At 60.8% G+C, this 18,456-nt stretch carries 18 protein-coding genes; 7 read left to right on the forward strand and 11 right to left on the reverse strand.

Annotation, left to right across the window (positions count from 1 at the left end):
* Positions 1-6: 6 nt before the first annotated feature.
* From ACYHH6_RS28925 to ACYHH6_RS28945, 5 genes are all read right to left on the reverse strand, one after another.
* Positions 7-3,105, reverse strand: coding sequence for an efflux RND transporter permease subunit (locus ACYHH6_RS28925; protein ID WP_352583352.1), 3,099 nt, complete (start codon positions 3,103-3,105; stop codon positions 7-9).
* Positions 3,105-4,187, reverse strand: coding sequence for an efflux RND transporter periplasmic adaptor subunit (locus tag ACYHH6_RS28930; protein WP_352583350.1), 1,083 nt, complete (start codon positions 4,185-4,187; stop codon positions 3,105-3,107). The genes ACYHH6_RS28925 and ACYHH6_RS28930 overlap by 1 nt, the downstream gene beginning before the upstream one ends.
* A gap of 222 nt (positions 4,188-4,409) precedes the next feature.
* A complete protein-coding gene (locus ACYHH6_RS28935) occupies positions 4,410-5,234 on the reverse strand; it encodes a 3-hydroxybutyrate dehydrogenase (protein ID WP_488500497.1) in 825 nt (274 codons plus the stop codon).
* The gene (locus tag ACYHH6_RS28940) at positions 5,224-6,009 is read right to left on the reverse strand and encodes an acetoacetate decarboxylase (protein ID WP_352583346.1); all 786 of its coding nucleotides are present in this window, start codon (positions 6,007-6,009) and stop codon (positions 5,224-5,226) included. The genes ACYHH6_RS28935 and ACYHH6_RS28940 overlap by 11 nt, the downstream gene beginning before the upstream one ends.
* Positions 6,010-6,108: 99 nt before the next feature.
* Entirely contained in the window at positions 6,109-7,281 is a 1,173-nt protein-coding gene (locus tag ACYHH6_RS28945; protein WP_352583344.1) for a patatin-like phospholipase family protein, read from the reverse strand.
* 152 nt (positions 7,282-7,433) lie between these two features.
* On the opposite strand from ACYHH6_RS28945, the gene ACYHH6_RS28950 reads away from it, so the two are divergent.
* Positions 7,434-8,027, forward strand: a complete 594-nt coding sequence (locus ACYHH6_RS28950; RefSeq protein ID WP_352583342.1) for a TetR/AcrR family transcriptional regulator — start codon at positions 7,434-7,436, stop codon at positions 8,025-8,027.
* Between the two features lie 155 nt (positions 8,028-8,182).
* On the opposite strand, the gene ACYHH6_RS28955 is transcribed toward ACYHH6_RS28950, so the two are convergent.
* Together ACYHH6_RS28955 and ACYHH6_RS28960 are read right to left on the reverse strand one after the other, a co-directional pair.
* Positions 8,183-8,884: a TetR/AcrR family transcriptional regulator gene (locus ACYHH6_RS28955; protein ID WP_352583340.1), complete on the reverse strand. Its 702-nt coding sequence runs from the start codon at positions 8,882-8,884 to the stop codon at positions 8,183-8,185.
* A 115-nt stretch (positions 8,885-8,999) separates the two neighbouring features.
* Positions 9,000-9,893, reverse strand: coding sequence for an alpha/beta hydrolase (locus ACYHH6_RS28960; protein ID WP_352583338.1), 894 nt, complete (start codon positions 9,891-9,893; stop codon positions 9,000-9,002).
* A 503-nt stretch (positions 9,894-10,396) separates the two neighbouring features.
* Between ACYHH6_RS28960 and ACYHH6_RS28965 the strand changes: the two genes are divergently transcribed.
* The gene (locus ACYHH6_RS28965) at positions 10,397-11,095 is read left to right on the forward strand and encodes a CBS domain-containing protein (RefSeq protein WP_352583336.1); all 699 of its coding nucleotides are present in this window, start codon (positions 10,397-10,399) and stop codon (positions 11,093-11,095) included.
* 133 nt (positions 11,096-11,228) lie between these two features.
* Here the strand turns inward: ACYHH6_RS28965 and ACYHH6_RS28970 are convergent, their stop codons facing one another.
* The 3 genes from ACYHH6_RS28970 to ACYHH6_RS28980 form a co-directional block, all read right to left on the reverse strand.
* On the reverse strand, positions 11,229-11,777 hold the full coding sequence (locus tag ACYHH6_RS28970) for a hypothetical protein (RefSeq protein WP_352583334.1): 549 nt from the start codon (positions 11,775-11,777) through the stop codon (positions 11,229-11,231).
* A gap of 110 nt (positions 11,778-11,887) precedes the next feature.
* On the reverse strand, positions 11,888-12,157 hold the full coding sequence (locus tag ACYHH6_RS28975; protein ID WP_352583332.1) for a DUF6455 family protein: 270 nt from the start codon (positions 12,155-12,157) through the stop codon (positions 11,888-11,890).
* Positions 12,158-12,282: 125 nt separating this feature from the next.
* The gene (locus tag ACYHH6_RS28980; RefSeq protein ID WP_352584302.1) at positions 12,283-13,095 is read right to left on the reverse strand and encodes a universal stress protein; all 813 of its coding nucleotides are present in this window, start codon (positions 13,093-13,095) and stop codon (positions 12,283-12,285) included.
* A gap of 199 nt (positions 13,096-13,294) precedes the next feature.
* On the opposite strand from ACYHH6_RS28980, the gene ACYHH6_RS28985 reads away from it, so the two are divergent.
* Both ACYHH6_RS28985 and fixJ read left to right on the forward strand, forming a co-directional pair.
* Positions 13,295-14,851 (forward strand): PAS domain S-box protein, encoded by a 1,557-nt coding sequence (locus tag ACYHH6_RS28985; protein WP_352583330.1) that lies wholly within the window; start codon positions 13,295-13,297, stop codon positions 14,849-14,851.
* Complete coding sequence (fixJ, locus tag ACYHH6_RS28990; protein ID WP_352583328.1) at positions 14,838-15,452, forward strand: response regulator FixJ; 615 nt, start codon at positions 14,838-14,840, stop codon at positions 15,450-15,452. Before ACYHH6_RS28985 ends, fixJ begins: the two co-directional genes overlap by 14 nt.
* Here the strand turns inward: fixJ and ACYHH6_RS28995 are convergent.
* Positions 15,449-15,718: a hypothetical protein gene (locus ACYHH6_RS28995; RefSeq protein WP_352583326.1), complete on the reverse strand. Its 270-nt coding sequence runs from the start codon at positions 15,716-15,718 to the stop codon at positions 15,449-15,451. The genes fixJ and ACYHH6_RS28995 overlap by 4 nt on opposite strands.
* A 153-nt stretch (positions 15,719-15,871) precedes the next feature.
* Here ACYHH6_RS28995 and hemA point away from each other — a divergent pair, with 153 nt between their 5' ends.
* The 3 genes from hemA to ACYHH6_RS29010 all read left to right on the forward strand — a co-directional run bounded on the left by hemA (position 15,872) and on the right by ACYHH6_RS29010 (position 18,456).
* Positions 15,872-17,149, forward strand: a complete 1,278-nt coding sequence (hemA, locus tag ACYHH6_RS29000) for a 5-aminolevulinate synthase (RefSeq protein ID WP_488500498.1) — start codon at positions 15,872-15,874, stop codon at positions 17,147-17,149.
* Positions 17,150-17,331: 182 nt separating this feature from the next.
* The gene (locus ACYHH6_RS29005; protein ID WP_352589606.1) at positions 17,332-17,766 is read left to right on the forward strand and encodes a DUF2267 domain-containing protein; all 435 of its coding nucleotides are present in this window, start codon (positions 17,332-17,334) and stop codon (positions 17,764-17,766) included.
* Positions 17,767-17,769: 3 nt separating this feature from the next.
* Positions 17,770-18,456, forward strand: a complete 687-nt coding sequence (locus tag ACYHH6_RS29010) for a phosphoribosyltransferase (RefSeq protein ID WP_352589609.1) — start codon at positions 17,770-17,772, stop codon at positions 18,454-18,456.

The raw sequence follows: 18,456 nt of genomic DNA on the forward strand, positions 1-18,456 counted from the left end.
CCCTTCTCAGTGCTGAGGTACGAGAATGGGCGCCGCAATCGCATCCGGCTCCGCCGATGCAGTCGGCTCGTCTTTCTCCCGGATACTATTGGCCGCGACATAGAGCGCCGGGAGGAAGACCAGGGTAAGCACCGTGGCCACGGCGAGCCCGCCGACAATGGCGTAGGCCATCGGTCCCCAGAACACGTCGTGCATGATGGGTATCATGCCAAGGATGGCTGCAGCCGCGGTCAGCATGATCGGCCGGAACCTGTGCGTGGTCGCGTCGATCACCGCCTGCCACGGATCGATGCCTCGCGCCCGCTCATGCTCGATTTGATCGACGAGGATCACGGAGTTGCGGATGATCATGCCTGCAAGTGCGATAATCCCGAGGATGGCGATGAAGCCCATCGGCGTGCTGGTGGTCAGCAGCGCGATCGCGACCCCGATGAGGCCGAGCGGCGCCACGCTGATCACCATCGCCATCCGGCGGAAGCTGCCCAGCTGCACGATGAGTACGGTAAGCATCAGGGTGATCATCAGCGGAAACTGGGCCAGTAGCGCGGCGTTGCTTTGGCCGCTCTTCTCGACCGTACCACCGGTCTCAATCAGGGTGCCCGCCGGCATCGACTTGTGCAGCGCCTCAATCGCGCCTGCCAGTTGCTCGTGAACGGAGGCGGGCTGCAGCCCTGGCAGCGGTTCCGCCTGAACTGTGATGGTGGGCAGGCGGCCGCGACGCCAGATATAACCCTCGTCGAGATCATACTGGAACTCGGCAAGCTCGCGCATGGGCACTGAGGCGCCTGTCGCGGTGGGGATCTGAAGATTGCGTAAGACCTCAACGCTTGAGCGCTCGCTGCTCTCGGCCCGCGCAACGACATCGACCAGATAGATTGAGTCGCGAAGCTGAGTGACCGTCGAGCCACTGATCACCCGGTCGAGTGCCTGGGCGACCTGCTGCGAACTCAGGCCAGCCTGACGCACGCGATCCTGATTGACCACGATGCGCAGCTCCTTGCTCTTCTCCGCCCAGTCGTAGTTGACGTTTCGCACGAGTCCGGATGATCGCAGCACATTTGCGAGTTCCTCCGCGTGCTCCCTTGCCTCCTCGGCCGTCGGCGCGCTCACCCGGTATTGCACCGGCCAGCCGACGGGCGGCCCGAGTTCCAGGCGCGAGATGCGGGCCTTCACGTCCGGGAAGCTGTCGGCAAACAGCGTCTGGAGCCTCACCAGAACGCGGTCGCGCGCCTCGAGGTCCTTCGCGACGACCACGGTCTCCGCCATGAAGTCGTTGTCGAGCTGGACGTCGAGCGGCAGATAGAAGCGGATGGCTCCGCCGCCCACATAGGAAGAATAGCCGGCGATGTCCGGGTCGCTGGCAAGCCACTCTTCCAGCCGTTTCGTCTCCGTCTCGGTCGCGGCGATCGAGGCATTCTTCGGCAGCGTCATCGTAACCACAAGCTCGGGCCGGTTCGACGCCGGGAAGAACTGCTGCTGCACAAAACCCATGCCGTAGAGCGAGGCACCGAAGGCGGCAAGCGAGGCGGCGATGGTGAGCCAGCGGTGCCGCATGCTGAAACCAAGCAAGCCGATGAACGCACGCATGAAGCGGCCGGGCCCATGAGCGTGCGCCTTCATGCGGGAAGGCAGCAAGGAAAGCCCGATTACCGGCGCGAAGATCACGGCCACGAACCAGGACGCAACCAGCGCAACCCCAATGACCGCAAACAGTGAAAACGTATACTGTCCGGTGTTGTTGTCTGCGAACCCGATCGGCAGGAAGCCGAGGATCGTGATCAGAGTTCCCGATAGCATGGGGAAGGCGGTAGAAGTGTAGGCGAAGGTAGCCGCCTTGATTTTTTCCATGCCTTCCTCGATCTTCGAGATCATCATCTCGATAGTGATCATCGCGTCATCTACCAGCAGGCCGAGCGCGATGATGAGAGCGCCAAGCGAGATGCGCTGTAAGCTGATGCCCATCGCCTCCATGGCGATAAAGACGATTGCGAGTACCAGCGGTATTGACAGGGCAACCACGAGCCCTGCCCTGAGGCCAAGGCTGAGGAAGCTGACGGCGAGCACAATGACAATCGCCTCGACCAGCGCCTTGGTGAATTCGCCGATGGCCTCGCGCACGACCTCAGGCTGGTCCGAAACCAGATTGAGATTAATGCCGACGGGAAAGCGTTGCGTCAGGCGCTTGGCCGCTTCGTGCAGGCCTTCGCCGAATTCGAGGTTGTTGCCGCCCTCGCGCATGTTGATGCCAATCCCGATAGCCGGCTTGCCGTTGACGCGGAACATCTTCGTGGGCGGGTCGCTGTAGCCGCGTTGGACGTTGGCGATGTCAGTGAGTTTGTAGAAGCGCCCATCAATCCAGAGGTTGAGGTTGGTAACATTCTCGGGCGTCAGGAGCGAGCCCGTAACGTCGACAAGCATGTTCTCATGTGGCGTGTTGATGACGCCGGAGGGCACAACGGCGTTCTGGCGGGCGATCGCCGTGAGCACTTCGTCGAGGTTGAGCTTGAGATTGGCGAGCTTCTGGGGTGAGAAGCTGAGATAGATCTTCTCGTCCTGGTCGCCAAAAATCTCGACCTTGCCGACATCGGACGAACGCAGGAACTCAGTCCGCGCCGTCTCGGCGAAGTCGCGCGCCTGTCGCGGCGTGAAGCCGTCGTAGGTGATTCCGTAGATGACGCCGAAGACGTCGCCAAACTCGTCGTTGAAGAAGGGGCCGATCACGCCAGGGGGAAGCGTCGCCTGAACGTCGCTGACTTTCTTGCGGACCTGGTACCAGATGGCGTCGAGATCGCTCTTGGGCGTCGACTCCTTGAGGTAGACGAAAATCGTTGCCTGGCCGGGTTTGGTGTAGCTCTTGAGGTAATCCAGCTTGGGAGTTTCTTCGAGCTTCTTCTCCAGCCTGTCGGTCACCTCAGTGAGCATGTCGGCCGCGGTGGCCCCGGGCCAGACCGCCTGGACCACCATGGTCTGCACGGTAAAGTCCGGATCCTCCTGCCGACCAAGTCGCTCATAGGCGCTGATGCCACCGATGACGCAGACAAGCATGAGGAATACGATGATGGCCCGGTTGTGGACGGCCCATTCTGAAAGATTAAAGCGTGTCATCACTTCACCTCCGTCTCAGCGTTGACCAACTCACCGTCAGCTAGCGAATTGACGCCGGCTGTCACGACCTTCTCTCCTGCCGAAAGACCGTGGCTGACCACCACGGAGTCCGTATCGAATTGAAGCAGCTGGACGTTCCGGCGCTGAACCTTGCCGTCACCGCCAATCACCCAGACCTGCGGCTTGTCTCCGGACTGCAGCAGTGCGGTCGGGGGTAGTGTGGTGACCTCCTGGGCTCCTTCGCTTTCAACGCGGCCTACGACGACTGCCCCCAGCCGCATCTCTGGCGGCGGCGAAGCCAGCGCCACCTTCACCTGATAGGTGCCGGTCGTGCTGTCCGCCTCGGGCGAAATCTCGCGGATCGTGCCGATGACTGCGATCTCCGGCCGGCCCTGGATCGAAACGTTCACCGCCATGCCGAGCTTTGCCGCGGTGATATCTGAACCGGCGACAGCGAACACGGCCTCGCGCGCGTCATTGCGGGAGACTTCAACAACCGTCTGGCCCGCGACGACGACCTGACCGGGGTCCGCCGCCGTCGCCGTCACGATGCCGTCCTCGGGTGCAAGCAGCTGCGTGTAGCCGAGCTGGTTTTGAGCGATCCGGAGATTGGCTTCGGCCGCCTGGACGGCAGCTTGTGCGCTCTGTAGCGACTTCAGCGCCTCGTCATACTGGGAACGGGTGGTAAAGCCCTTGCCGAGCAGAATGCGGAAGCGTTCCTCCTGGGCCACGACCTGGATGAGCGTGGCCTTGGCCGCCGTGAGATCGGCCTCTGCGGCGGTCACCTTGTTGCGGTAATCGACGGCACTAAGTTCAGCGAGGTTCTGACCTTTCTTGACGATGGCGCCTATGTCGACATCGCGGGAGATGACGCGGCCGCCGACTTCGAAGCCCACCTCGCTGACATACCGCGACTGGACGCGACCGGCGCCCTGCGCCACCGTGGCGAGCTTGTGAGGCGTCACCACCACTGCCCGCGCCTGCCGCGGTGCTGGAGATGCTGCCTTCTCCTCTTCGGAACAGCCAGCAATACAAAGGCCGGCGAGACAGACACAAAGGAATTTGCCGTACGATAGGCGCATGAAAGCCTCCGCTCGAAAGGATCGGGGTTGCAGGGAACTGATGATGAATGAGCCCCGGTTATCGGCCGGGTTTCGATTTCATATTGAACTTGTATGTCAAAACGACGATATCGTCAATATGAGATTCGTACAATTGTGCTATGCAAAAAGGTACGACGAATAGGTGGAGATCGATCTAGACAGGACGGAAGCGCGCGATGAGACGCGCGTCTCCGAACCCCGCTACTGCATGGACCATCCATGGCTGACCACCATCGACTGGCCGGTCAGCGCGTTCGATGGGAAGGCCGCGAGGAACAGCGCTGCTTCCGCAACGTCCTGGACGGTCGTGAACTCGCCGTCGACCGTCTCCTTCAGCATCATGGTCTTGACCACGTCCGCTTCGGAGAGTCCTAGCTCGCGAGCCTGTTCGGGAATCTGCTTCTCGACGAGCGGCGTCAGCACAAACCCGGGGCATATCACGTTGGCGCGGACGCCGTGGGCGGCCCCCTCCTTGGCCACGACCTTCGCCAGGCCAACGAGGCCGTGCTTGGCTGTGACGTAAGGAGCCTTGAGCGGCGACGCCTCCTTGGAATGCACGGATCCCATATAGATGATGCAGCCGCTGTTCTGGCTGTACATCTGCCGCAAGGCTGCACGGGTCGTCAGGAAAGCCCCGTCGAGGTGGATGGAAAGCAGCTTCCGCCATTTCGCGAATTCGAACTCCACGATCGGCGCCACGATCTGGACGCCGGCGTTGCTGACCAGGATGTCGAGGCGCCCGAAGACTTCGATCACCTTCGCCATTCCGCTTTCCACCTGCTCCTCGCTGCTGACATTCATGCCAACCCCGAGCGCACGCTTGCCCATCGGATCGATCTCGAACGCGGCTTTTTGCGCCGCGGTCTGATCGAGATCCGCAATGACCACCTTTGCTCCCTCACGGGCGAAGCTGAGCGCAATCTCCTTGCCGATGCCGCTCGCGGCTCCAGTGATCACCGCCACCTTGTCCAGGAGCCGTCCGCGGGCTCCATCGGCGCGCTTGTTCGATGAGATCTCAGTCTGCAAGTTCATGGATTCTTCCTTTCCGATGGCGCGGCTCGGCCTGCACAAGGTAGTCATGCACGACCTTGCCGAGCGCGAGCGTGAGATCTGCGACGATATGAACCGCCGATACCACTTCCAGGACCGGCAGTTCGGCGACCGGCGCCAGTGCGTGTGACCAAAGGTTCAGGGCTGCCGGGCCGGTCCAGGCGCCTTTCAGATCTATGTCCTCAAGGTGGTATTCGACGAGCTCGCAGATGCGCGGCGTGCCGTCGACATGCGGAATGATCTTGAGGAGGAAGTTCGGTTGGGCGAGCGAGGCCTTCACGCTCGCGGGATCGGCGGCTCGGTGCTTGTAGCCCATGGTGCCGGTCGCGACGCGGACCGGGCCGTAGTTGAGCGTGCCGACAAGGGTATCCGTCTCCGTTCGAAGCGTTGGGCTGGCGAGCTTCTTCGGAAAACCCCACAACTCGCGTCCGCCGGCGATCGGCGGATGGTCATCGAGAAACATGCAGTGGGTGTAGCTGCCCTTGCGGCCTCGGAAGGAGACCGGGATGACCTGCCCGCTTTCGGTGTAGTCGCCAAACCCAGTCGAGTCCGGCATGCGAATGAACTCGAATTTCACGAGCGGCTCGACGACCTGAAGTGGCTCCGGCACCAGGTCGCGCAGCTTCTGCGGATCGGTGCGATATGTGATGATCAGATACTCCCGGTTTCGGAAGCGATATGGCCCGGCCGGATAGGCCGGGCTGGTCAGGGGCATGGCGAAAGCCTTCGCCCGGACGGTGTCTTGATGCATGTCGGAAATTCCTTTGGGCTGGATCGAGCGGTTCGTTTCAGGAGAAGCCTGGTCGCCTTCGCGACCGGCAGGGGCCGTTAGTCGTCTTTGGGCCGACCGCTATTCCAGCCCGTCGATGGCAAGGTCATAGGTGCTGACCCCGTCCAGATTGTCCGGCCGACTCAGTGCCTCAGGATGGCGCAATGTGCGAATGGCATCGAAGTAACCGGCCCGCCAATGCTCCTCCATCGACAAACGCGAGAACTCGTAGTCCTTCGAGTGGTCTTCGTACTGTTTTGCGCGGTAGATGAGGTGCACGAGCTTGTAGACCTTGTGGTCTGCGATCCCGCCCAGCATTCTTGCCTCATTGCTGGCAAGTAAGTCGGCCGGCAGCTTCGAAAGCAGGCTGGCGAGAGCGTGCCGGGCGCGCTGGTACTGCTTGAACTGGTCGGTATGGGCGCGCGAGCGGCTCGAATACTGGATGTCCTTTTGCCGCGCCGCGACGTCGGCTAGGTTGCGGGGTATCTCACCGCGCGCGCTCCACAGGTCGACCTGGAAGGCAATCGTGTCTTGCCGCGTCCCGTGCTCGACGACCCACTGCAGCGGCGTGTTGGAAACGAGGCCGCCGTCCCAGTAGAGTTCGCCCTCAATTTCGACCGCAGGGAAGCCGGGCGGAAGCGAGCCACTGGCCATCACATGCTCGGGCCGGATCGTATGCGTCTCATTGTCGAAGTAGACGAGATTTCCTGTCCGCACGTTCACCGCGCCGACACTGAAACGCATGCCGCCCGCGTTGATCCGGTCGAAGTCCACAAGCCGCTCCAGAGTGCTCTTCAGGCGGCTGGTGTCGTAGAAGCTTGTACCTTGGAGCGAGCCATCCGAGTGCATCCAGGGTGCGGGCTGCCGCAGGCTGAAGAAGCCTGGGGCGCCGGCGACGAGCGCGCAGGCTGCACTGAATTGATTGAAGAGTGCGCGCGGCAGATTGCCCTTCGGAGCAAGAGCGTCTGTGGCGGCAGTCCAGTCGAGAAGGGGATTGGCGGTGATCTCGCGCCAGAAGGTCCGCAGCTTCGCAACCCGTTCGGCCGGCTCGTTTCCAGCGATGATCGCGGAGTTGATGGCGCCAATGGAGACGCCGGCAACCCAATCTGGATGAATGCCGGCTTCCGCAAGGGCTTCGTAGACGCCAGCCTGGTAGGCTCCAAGTGCCCCACCGCCTTGCAGCACCAACGCAATGCATTCGAAAGGGAGACGCCGTTCCGCCGTTTGGAAATCCTTCTGGGACTGAACGTTCATCGAATGCTTTCCTTCTCACCGAGCGTGACCTCGCGGCCCTTCGCCGTCCGCATCGCGATCATTCAATTTTTCGATTTGCACCTATATGTCAAAACGACTATATAGTCAATATGAGAATTGCGTAATGGTGCAATGCAAAAAGGACATGACGCATGGCAAAAGTCGATGTGGCGCGCAGGGCGGAGATAGGGCGCGAGAAGCGGGCGCGGACGCGTGCGCAGATCGTGGAAGCAGGCGCGACGCTCCTTGGGGGGCGTACGCACGAGGCGGTTACGGTGGATGCTGTGGTCGAGGCTGCGGGCGTTGCCAAGGGGACCTTCTACTGCCATTTCAAGAGCATCGGAGATCTGGCCGCTGCGGTGGGGGCCGGGCTCAGTCAGAGCTTTGATGAGCTGCTGTCGCCTGCGAGGCTCGAGCGGCGGGATCCGATCGAGCGCCTCTCTTTCGCGTTCATGAAATTCCTGGAGAGAGCGAGCGCGGACACGGACTGGGCCCGCCTTGTTATTCAGAGCTCGCAATCACCCATTGAGTTCGGCATAGGGGTTCGCGCGAACCTCAAGGCGGACATTGAGGAAGCGATTGCTCAGGGCCGAGTGAGCGTGCGCGACGTTGAGTTGGCAGCCGACATCGCAATAGGGATATGGCTGGAGGTGACGCGCGGAATTATTGCGCGAGGTCCCCGGCCCGAAACGACCAGCCAAGCGCTCGACGCAACGCTTCGTGCTCTCGGCCTCGGTCAGCGCTGATTCGACGAGGTTGGGTAGCGATAGAGGAAAGCACTGAACGGTGGGCGGCGTTTGCGGCCGGGCATCGGCTTTACGTTGGCCCATACGCCGCGCGCGGCCATCAATCTCAACGAACAGATAACTGAGATCGCCGCGTGGGGGCTGGCAGTCCAAGGTCAGGCCCCGCTGCTCCCCGCACCTGGGCGCTGAGACTTCCGTTGCCGCGGCCCATCAGGCATTGCGCCGTCGGCCGATGTAGGCAAGCGCGTAAGGACCGACTTCACCTCCCGGGCATTGAGGCCGATCGCGCGCAGGATGGCGCTTATGGCCGGATCACGATCGAGCGACGACAGCCTGCGCTCGCCAAGCGCGCGCATGAGCTGGAGCATAATCCCAACGACGATCTCCAGGTTCAGGTGCGCGGATGGCCCGCCGTCCGGCAGGTTGTTCGAGAACTGTTGCAGGTCTTCGAAGATTCGGTCTCGGACGAGTTCGCCACCCTTTGCATCTACCGTCGCCATCCTGGCGACAAGGCTGGCCCACCGAGGATCATTGAGGGCCTTATCGATGAATGCGCTGCACCCGAACGCAATCCGAACGGCAGGATCGTCGAGTGAGAGCCGATCGGACTGCAGCATTTCGTCAAAGGATTGGACCAGTTCCTCCGCGACTGCCGCCGTCAAACCGTCTAGGCCATCGAAATGAACGTAGAACGTACCCTTGGCAACGGCGGCCTCCCTGACCACATCGTCGACTGTTACCGATTCCACGGCCTGTCTGGCGAACAACGAGTTGGCCGCGGCAACGAGCTCTGCACGGGTTCGCGCGCGCTTTTCACGCCCAATTTCAGCTCGACGAACAGGATTGATCTTCGCCATCGTTGGTCCTATCTCAAACAACGGATTGCACAATAGGTCATATTGACCATAACGTCCACCGCAGGCTGGCCGTTGATCACCACTCTCTTTACAGCCTGCAGTCTACACAGATATCTCAGTACGAGATTTGACCATCAACGATCTGTCCAATCGACGTGACAGGCTCGCGTTTCAACAATTTGCGTGCCTCGTTGCTGTCTACTGCGGCGGTCGCGGTTTTGCGCGGCAACGGCCGGTCGTAGACGGTCGGTGACGCTACGCGATCCGAGAACTTAGCTTCGCCTGCCGTCACCGATCGACCGCTCAGGCGCTGCGCCAGCAGCCGGACAATCTCCGGGCTATCGGCATAGCCATTGTGCCCGAGTGGATCTCCCGACCCGATTGCGCTCGTGTCGATGACGGTAACTCCGAGTTCTTCAAGAACCGCCGTATATGGCGTGAGATCGGTACCGCCGACACGCGAAATTCCACCCGATAACAATCGCGAAAACTCAAGGGCCTTGTCCCGCGTCGACGTGAAGATTGTAAACCGCGGCTTATTTGGCCCCATCTCGACAAATTGACGGCGAAACACGTCGATGTCGATATCCGGAGACGCCAAGACGACATTCCTGACCTTAGTTGGGATCCCGTTTTTACGCATGGCAACGCCACGTAACGCCTCCACGGCAAGCCACGTCACCATCGAATGAGCGAGAATGGTGACGTCGTCGACGTCGGGACTCATGGAAGCCTGGAGGATCAAGTCCTCCAGGGCTCGACGCGAGTAGTTGGCGCTCTCCTTGTCGTAAAGATAGTCGAAGACCCTGGCCCGCGAGGGCCAGGCGAAGAGAATGGGCGCAGCGTCGGTCCCTGTGTCGAGAACGATCTGAGCGAAACGAAAGACGGAGTCGGCATAAGAGTTGTTGTAGCCGTGCACAAAAATGAGCACCTGACGCTTTGCATTTCGGTTCTTGCGGAACCAATCGAAGACCTGCCTCTCCGTTGCGACTTTGTCGACCTCGGCCATGGCGAACTCCCGAGCGGGATCAGAAGGGCGGTGTGAAGGCCGTTGGACCTGACTGATCTTTCGGTTTCGATCCGGAGGTGCGGCGACAGTGACGCTGTCCAACGAGATCGCCGTCCCGCGCTCTCCTGAATAAAGTTGGTCAGGGTCCGTCGACGGTTTGCGTGTTGTGGCGACCAGCAGGTTAACTCGCGTGGCTTCGCTCGTGGTGATCGCGGGAGGTTGAGGCACGTTTCCCGCCCGGGTCGCGCAGCCATTTGCGACCAAGCAAAGGGTCACCAAAATCGAAAGCACCAAGCGAGAGCTTCCGAACTTCCCCGGCTGACGTCGGCAGGAACAGGTTGGCATTGTGGATCGGACCTATTTCTATACGCGCGCAGCCGGGCCGTTTCATCGCCAAGAAACTGTCAATCCGCTATGCTTGCGCAATCTAAAAAATGATTCAGATCAAGGCACAGCGCGCGTGGCCTCGATATGAATAGGAGTAACCATCTGAGGAGGTTGGCATGCAAGCCGAAGCCATAATGAGCAAGCCAGTCGTCGGCATAGACCCATCCGCATCGATCGCCGAGGCTGCCGGGTTGATGCTCGTCAAAAAGATCAGCGGCTTGCCCGTCATTCGCGGCGACGGCACCCTGGTGGGGATCGTCAGCGAGGGCGATTTCCTACGTCGCGGGGAACTGGGCACGCAGCGAAAGCGCTCGCGCTGGCTGGAGTTTCTCGTCAGCCCCGGAAAGGCCGCCGATGAATATGTCCACGCCAACGGGCGACGGATCGAGGAGGTAATGTCGCAAGATGTCGTCACGGCATCCCCCACCGCACCGCTCACCGAGGTCATCGATCTCATGACGCGTCACAACATCAAACGCATTCCTGTCGTCGACGCTTGTAAGGTCGTCGGCATAATCACCCGCTCCGATCTTCTGCGGGCATTGCTCAGCGTGCTTCCGGATACAGCCCCTGCAGCTATCGATGACGAACAGATTCGGCAGAACATCATGATCGAGCTAGCGTCGCAGAAATGGGCCGGCAAGGACTTGATCAACGTGACGGTGAACAATGGCGTGGTGAAACTGAGCGGGGCCATCTTCGACGAACGCGAGCGGCAGGCAGCCATTGTAGCGGCCGAAAACGTCGCCGGCGTCAAAGCGGTCGAGGACGCGCTCTTCTGCGCCGATCCTGTGTCAGTCGTCCTTGTTTCCTAGCGGAGTCGAGAAAGTCACGTCATCGAACTCCTGCGCTAGGGCAATTATCGCCAGATTGGCGGCACATGACATTGATCCGCAGCGAGGCACCCTTGCCTCGCTCAGTTGCCAGTCCTCGCCCAGGGTTCGCCGCTCAGGTCGCGACAAGGGGTATCAATGGTCGAAGAAGCAACAGGGCAAAGGCGATAAGCGCCGCGCCCGAAACTCTTTCTACCATTCTTTTGCCTCCGCTGAAGCGCTTGCCTAGCAAAAGCCACACCGATCCGGTGGCAGCCGTCATCATCAGGAGCGCAACCCAGAAGACCCCCAGCGCGCGCGGTTCGGTGTTTAGCGGCACGATAGCCAGGCAATAAATAAAGGCCTTCGGATTGAGAGCACTGGTCGCCGCAACCGAAATGGCGTCGCCGCTTTTGGAAGCGTTGATCCGGGCGCTCGCTGTCAGACGCAGGCCCAGAATTATGAGCCATCCGGCTGCCACCAGCCTAAGTATTTGAATGGCCTCGGGCGGCATCAAGGGACGTAGCGAAAACCAGCACGCGCATGCGATCCCGTATCCGCAAGCCTGAGCGGCCAAAAGCTTGACCGAGTTCTCTCGCTTGACCGCCCCCGCCATCAAAAGAGCGTTGGTAGGCCCTGGCGCGACGAAGAGCAGAAATGCCTCCAGAAAAAATAAATTGTCCAAGCTGCCTGGTCCCGTGGAATGCAAACTTATCAACCGCAAAAATCTGATCTGTGTTGACTCTCATCAGAACACGGACGGCACGACCTCGTCGAGGCTGACAGCTCGATGTCCTAGCGTTGCCCGGCCGCTTGCTGCAGTCGAGCGATAAGGTCGCTGTTGCGGCAATAGTCCGGCGGCTCGCTGGCATGCTCGTGTTCATCGAGCCAGGTCATGCATTCGTCCTGATGGCCGCAGGCACGGCAGCGGTTCACCGCCCTATTGGTGACTGCCGCATGGTCTGCCACGACCTTCAAATGTCTGTCGACGCCGAGCGTCCGCATCATGCGATCCATCAGAGCCGTTCTGGCGTCGACCGAAATCAGGTAATCGAGAAAGCTCATATTCATCACTCCTGCCTACTCGCCATCATTGCCATGTTGGCGGCAGGTGGCGTTGATCTCGATCAAGCGGCGCAGGAGGTAAACCCGCTCCGTGCCGAGAAAGATTGCTGATCAACTTCTCTTTATCAATACGACAGGAAGCGGCTGATGCGGCTCTCTTCGATGAGCGTGCGGGTAACGCCGCCGAACGCCCATTCCCGCAAGCGGCTATGGCCATAGGCGCCCGAGACGATCAGGTCCGCATGGATCGAGTGCGCGAAGGTGAGTAACCGGTCGCCATCAGCCTCACCGGCGATCAGCTCGGTTCGCGCCCTGATGCCGTGGCGGTCGAGAAAGACGGCGACATCGTCGAGGCTGTCACGGCTGGTTTCGTCGCGGTTGCTGTCTATCGTGGCCACAACAACTTCGTTGGCCTTTGCCAGAAAAGGCAACGCATCTGCTAGCGCACGCCGAGCCTCCCTAGTGTCCTTCCAGGCAACCAGCACGGTTTTTGCGCGAATATGCTCGATATTGCCAGCAATGACCAGGACTGGCCGCCCGGCACCGAGTGCCAGACTGCCGACATCCACGGCGCGAAAGACGTTGTCTCCATCCACACCGCCGGTGACGATGAGGTCGGCGGCCCTGGCCGAAACGCCGAGGAACCGGGTCGGACTGCAGACGGCTTGTCCCCATTCGCTTGTGATCGAAGCGGGTACCAGCGTCTCGAACACGTCACGCAATTCGGCAAGCCGCTTCTCGATTTCCGTTCGCTGGATCTGCATGACCTCGCCTTCGTAGACCATGCCATCGCCTGTCGCGACCAGAGGCGGGACATCAGCTGCCGCAAGGCCGATCAGATGCGCTCCAAATCGTTCGGCAAGTTCGATCCCCACCTGCACAATAGGGGCAGGTGCAGCATCGATGGCGAGGTTCACGATAATTGACCTGTAGGACATTGCGGGTGCCTTTCGCTGGAACGGTGCTATGCGTGATGGATCGCACGCGCCAGCGCCCGATGCCTTGACGCGCGTCAAAGACCGCCAATTGCGCCCGCCAAATGAATGTCTTGCGGAAACGTCGTCTCGATCTGTTTTGCCTGTGCGACGAGAAGTGATAGTAGCGCGGGTAGCACCGTCTCGAACCCAGGAATTTCAGGTGATCAAAGACGAAGCGCTCAGCTTGTCGCCCGGTGGGACGATACTGAAATCACTCCTGTCGCGGATGTTCGATCAGGCTCCGGGGTTTATCGCGCTCATGCGCGAGCCAGGTCACGTCTTCGAATTGACCAATGCCGCCTACCAGCGATTGATCGGCAACAGGCAGGTGATTGGAAAGTCAGTGCGGGATGCATTTCCCGAGCTCGAAGGACATGAGTTTTTCGAACATCTGGACCAGGTCTACATGACCGGCGAGCCCTACAGGGGCGACGGCGTGAAGGTTGGCTTTCGCAACCAAGCCGAAGGGCCGGTCGAAGAGCGCATCCTCGATTTTGTCTATCAGCCGATCAAGGCCGACGATGGCCGTATAACCGCCATCTTCATCGAAGGCACGGATGTCAGCGAACTCTCCTTTGCAAACGCAGCCCTTCGGCTGCGTGAGGACCATTTGCGATCGATCCTGGCAACGGTGCCGGATGCAATGGTCGTCATCGATGAGCAGGGCGGGATCCAATCCTTCAGCACCGCCGCCGAAACGCTGTTCGGCTATCAGTCAGGTGAAGTCATTGGTCAAAACGTGAAAATGCTGATGCCTCCGCCCTACCGTGATGAGCATGATGCCTATCTGCTTCGCTACCTGACGACGGGCGAGCGCCGGATCATCGGGCTCGGCCGCACCGTTACCGGGGCACGCAAGGATGGCACGACTTTCCCGATGGAACTTTCCGTCGGCGAGATGCATCCGGGAACCGGGCGCTTCTTTACCGGCTTTTGCCGCGACCTCACCGAACGCCACCGGGCAGAAGCAAGAATCCAGGAGCAGCAGCAGGAGCTCCTCCACATGGCGCGGTTTACCGCGCTCGGCGAAATGGCGTCGACGCTCGCTCATGAGATCAACCAGCCGCTGACCGCCATCACGAACTACCTCAAAGGCAGTCGTCGGCTGCTCGAAAAGAGCCAGGAAGAGAACGCGCCTATGCTGCGGGATGCGGTGGAGAAGGCAGCTGAGCAGGCCCTGCGGGCAGGAGACGTCATCCGTCATCTGAGGGATTTTGTGGCAAGGGGCGAAAGCGAGCGTCAGGTGGAACGACTGCCGGCACTGATCGAGGAAGCCTCATCTCTAGCGCTGGTCGGTGCGCGGGAGATAAATGTCCTGGTCAGCTACACGCTTGACCCCGCTGCCGAACTGGTCTTGACCGACCGCATCCAGATTCAGCAGGTTCTGCTCAATCTGATGCGCAATGCGGTGGAGGCCATGCAGGACGTGCCCCGCCGCGAATTGAAAGTCACAACCGTTGCCCGGGATGATGGGATGGCCGAGGTGAGCGTGATCGATACCGGCCCGGGTCTCGCACCAGAGGTCTCGGCCCAGTTGTTTCAGCCATTTGTCACCACCAAGAAGCAAGGCATGGGTGTTGGCCTTTCCATTTGCCGCACCATCGTCGAATCGCACGGCGGTCACATATGGGCCGAAGCAATGCCGGCCGGTGGAACCGCTTTCCGGTTCACCTTGCGCATCGTAGAGAAAGAAGAGGTCACAAATGGCCGACAGTGATCTGGTGCACGTGGTCGATGACGACGTCGACGTTCGTAAGTCGCTCGGTTTTCTTCTGGCCACAGCAGACTTCGCTGTGCGCCTGCACGAATCGGCCACAGCTTTTCTATCGACGGCGACGGACAATCTCGACGGCTGCATCGTCACCGACGTACGCATGCCGGGCATAGACGGCATCGAGTTCCTGCGCCAGCTCAGAGCGGGTGGGCATACAATTCCAGTTATTGTCATGACGGGCCATGCCGATGTGGCGCTCGCCGTTCAGGCGATGAAGGAAGGCGCCTCCGATTTCATCGAAAAGCCGTTCGACGACGAATTGCTGATCGACGCGATCCGCTCCGCTCTCGCCAGCCGCAACCAGGTCAATGCAGCGCATCCGCAGTCAGCGGATATCCGCGGGCGTCTGTCGACCTTGTCAGAGCGCGAGCGGCAGGTGCTCGACGGGCTTGTCTCGGGTCTGCCCAACAAGACGATCGCCTATGACCTTGGAATCAGCCCGCGTACAGTCGAGATCCATCGTGCCAATGTCATGAGCAAGATGGGCGCAGGCAGCCTGTCACATCTTGTGCGCATGGCGTTGATCGTCGAAACCAGACTCTAGGGAGAGCCTTCGAGAGGTTTGCCAAGTCTGGCTTGGGCCTTCTCCCCCCAATCACGCCAGTGGGTCGGCCGGATGTCGACACGGGCGCCGTTGGTGGCATTCTTCCAGCCTTCCCGAGCCCTTGCACAGGGAAATACGAGCGCGTGCGGGCCGTCCTCGTCGAAGACGGCCAGCTCGAGATTGCGACCAAACGGAGCGCTTGCGATCGGATTCCACATCCCGCCATCATTGATAGAAATGTCGGCCTGCGCTTTGACTTGAATCATTTTTCAAAGCATTCGAAGACCTGCCCCCGACGCCCGGCAGGCCGGGCCGCCGATTTGATATGGCTCAATGCTGGGGCCTGCCCCTACTGCAACATGACGGCAAGTGCTTCGACATGATGTCGTCGCGTTCACTCCATACGCAGGGAGCGTGCCATGAACTATCAGCGGTTCTTCGAGGAAGCGATCGACCAGCTTCATGCCGAGCGGCGCTACCGCGTCTTCGCCGATCTCGAGCGCATCGTCGGCAAGTTTCCGCGCGCCATCTGGCGTTCCAATGGCCGCGCCGAGGAAATCACCGTCTGGTGTTCCAACGACTATCTCGGCATGGCCCAGAACCCCGATGTCATCGCCGCGTTCCAGAACGCGGCGGGCAAGATGGGCTCCGGCGCCGGCGGCACCCGCAACATTTCCGGCACCAGCAACCCGCTGGTCGAGCTCGAAGTGGAACTTGCCGACCTGCACGACAAGGAAGCGGCCCTGGTCTTCACCTCCGGCTTCGTCTCCAACGAAGCCTCGATCTCGACGATCGCGCGTCTGTTGCCCAACTGCCTGATCATCTCGGACGAGTTGAACCACGCTTCGATGATCGAGGGCGTGCGGCGCTCGGGCGCCGAAAAGAAGATTTTCCGCCACAATGACGTCGCGCATCTCGAAAGCCTTTTGCAAGCGGCAGGCCGCGAGCGCGCCAAGCTGATCGTCTTCGAGAGCGTCTATTCGATGGATGGCGACATTGCGCCGATCAAGCAGATCGTCGAGCTGGCCGAACGCTACAACGCCATGACCTATATCGACGAGGTTCACGCGGTGGGCATGTACGGACCGCGTGGCGGCGGCATCACCGAGCGCGAGGGGCTGGCCGACCGGATCGACATAATCGAAGGCACGCTGGCCAAGGCGTTCGGCACGCTGGGCGGCTATATCGCCGGCAACAGCGCCATCATCGATGCGGTGCGCTCCTACGCGCCGGGCTTCATCTTCACCACGGCGCTGCCGCCGGCGATTGCCGCCGCCGCCACCACCTCCATCCGCCACCTGAAGCGCTCGCAGGTCGAGCGCGACGCGCAATTGCGCCAGGCGACGCGGACCAAGGAGGTTCTGTCTGCCGCCGGCCTGCCGGTGATGGAGTCGCCCACCCATATCGTGCCGGTGCTGGTCGGTGACCCGGAACTCTGCAAGATGGCCAGCGACCGCCTGCTTGGCGTGCACCGCATCTACATCCAGCCGATCAACTATCCGACCGTGCCGCGCGGCACCGAGCGGCTGCGCATCACGCCGACGCCGTTCCACACCGATGCACTGATTGCGGGACTGCAGGACGCGCTGGTCGAGACATGGGATGCGCTCGGCATTCCCCACGGCTCCGCCGGACGGCCCACTGTGGCCAAGAGCGACCGGATTGTTCCCCTGCTGGTGCCGAAGTCGGGCGGCTGAAAGCCGCCGCCCGCCCAAACGTGCTCCGTCCCCTTTGCCAGCCGGGGTGCGGCTCCTTGAGCTGATCGCTGCCGCGGTGAAAGAAGATCGGAGCAGCGCACTTTTGAACGATTTGATCCTGCTCAATGCTCAAAGCTCTTCGATGCCCGAGAATGGAGTTCAAATCTTCGAGGAGCATCGCCATGGGTCATATTTCCCACACGTCCTTCGCTGACTTCACGCACGCTGGCCAGCAGGCGCAACAATGGGTCAAGGAGCTCGCTAAGGACCTCTGCTGGAGTGAGCCGAGCGCGTGTCGTCTCCTGAGGTCTGTCCTGCACACGGTGCGGGATTGGCTGTCGCCGGCGGAAATGGCCGATCTCTCGGCGCAACTGCCTGTTTTGGTCCGCGGCATCTATTTCGAAGGCTGGAATCCGTCGGCGCCTGCGCATGAGCGCACAAAGCGCGACTTCATTCTCAGCGTCAGAAACAGTTTCGGCTACGATGAGGAGATCGACTTCGATGTCGCGATCAGTGCCGTTTTCAAGCTTCTCGACCGTCACATATCGCATGGTGAGATCGTACAGGTCAGAAACTCGATGAAGAAGTCGCTGCGAAAACTGTGGCCGGTGGATTGACCGATGTTCCGCGACCGGGAAGAGGCTGGAGTGAAGCTTGGCCTGGAGCTTAGCAGGCTTCAACTGCACCAGCCCATCGTGCTGGCATTGCCGCGTGGCGGCGTGCCCGTCGCAGTGGAAGTGGCCAGGGCCCTCAACGCTCCTCTTGATCTGCTTATCGTCCGCAAGGTCGGCGCCCCGGGCAATCCCGAGCTGGCTGTTGCCGCAATCGTCGATGGCGACCCTGGCGACGTCGTCTTGAACCGTGAGATTGTCGAAACCTATGCGCTCGACGAAAGCGAACTACGTGTCTTGATTGCAAATGAGCGGCCAGAACTCGAACGCCGGCGCGCTGCCTATCGCGGGAAGACCACACCGATCTCGATTGCGGGAAAGACCGCGATCATCGTCGATGACGGTGCCGCGACCGGTACGACCATGAAAATCGCGATCCGCGCCCTCGAGCGCCGGTCACCAAGGGAAATCGTCGTGGCAATTCCCGTTTCACCGCAAGAGACGGTCGCCGCGCTGGAACAGGAAGCGGACCGTGTGGTCTGCCTTAGTCAGCCAGCACGGTTCCAGACCTTGGGCCACCACTATCTGCGGTTCCCGCAGCTCTCTGACAGCGACGTTGTCTCCGCAATGGACGGGGCTGCCCAGCTGTACAAAATTAGCCAGCGGCACGTTTCCGGCCTAGTTCAAAAGCCGTGA

The organism is Mesorhizobium sp. P171375 (assembly GCF_057786075.1).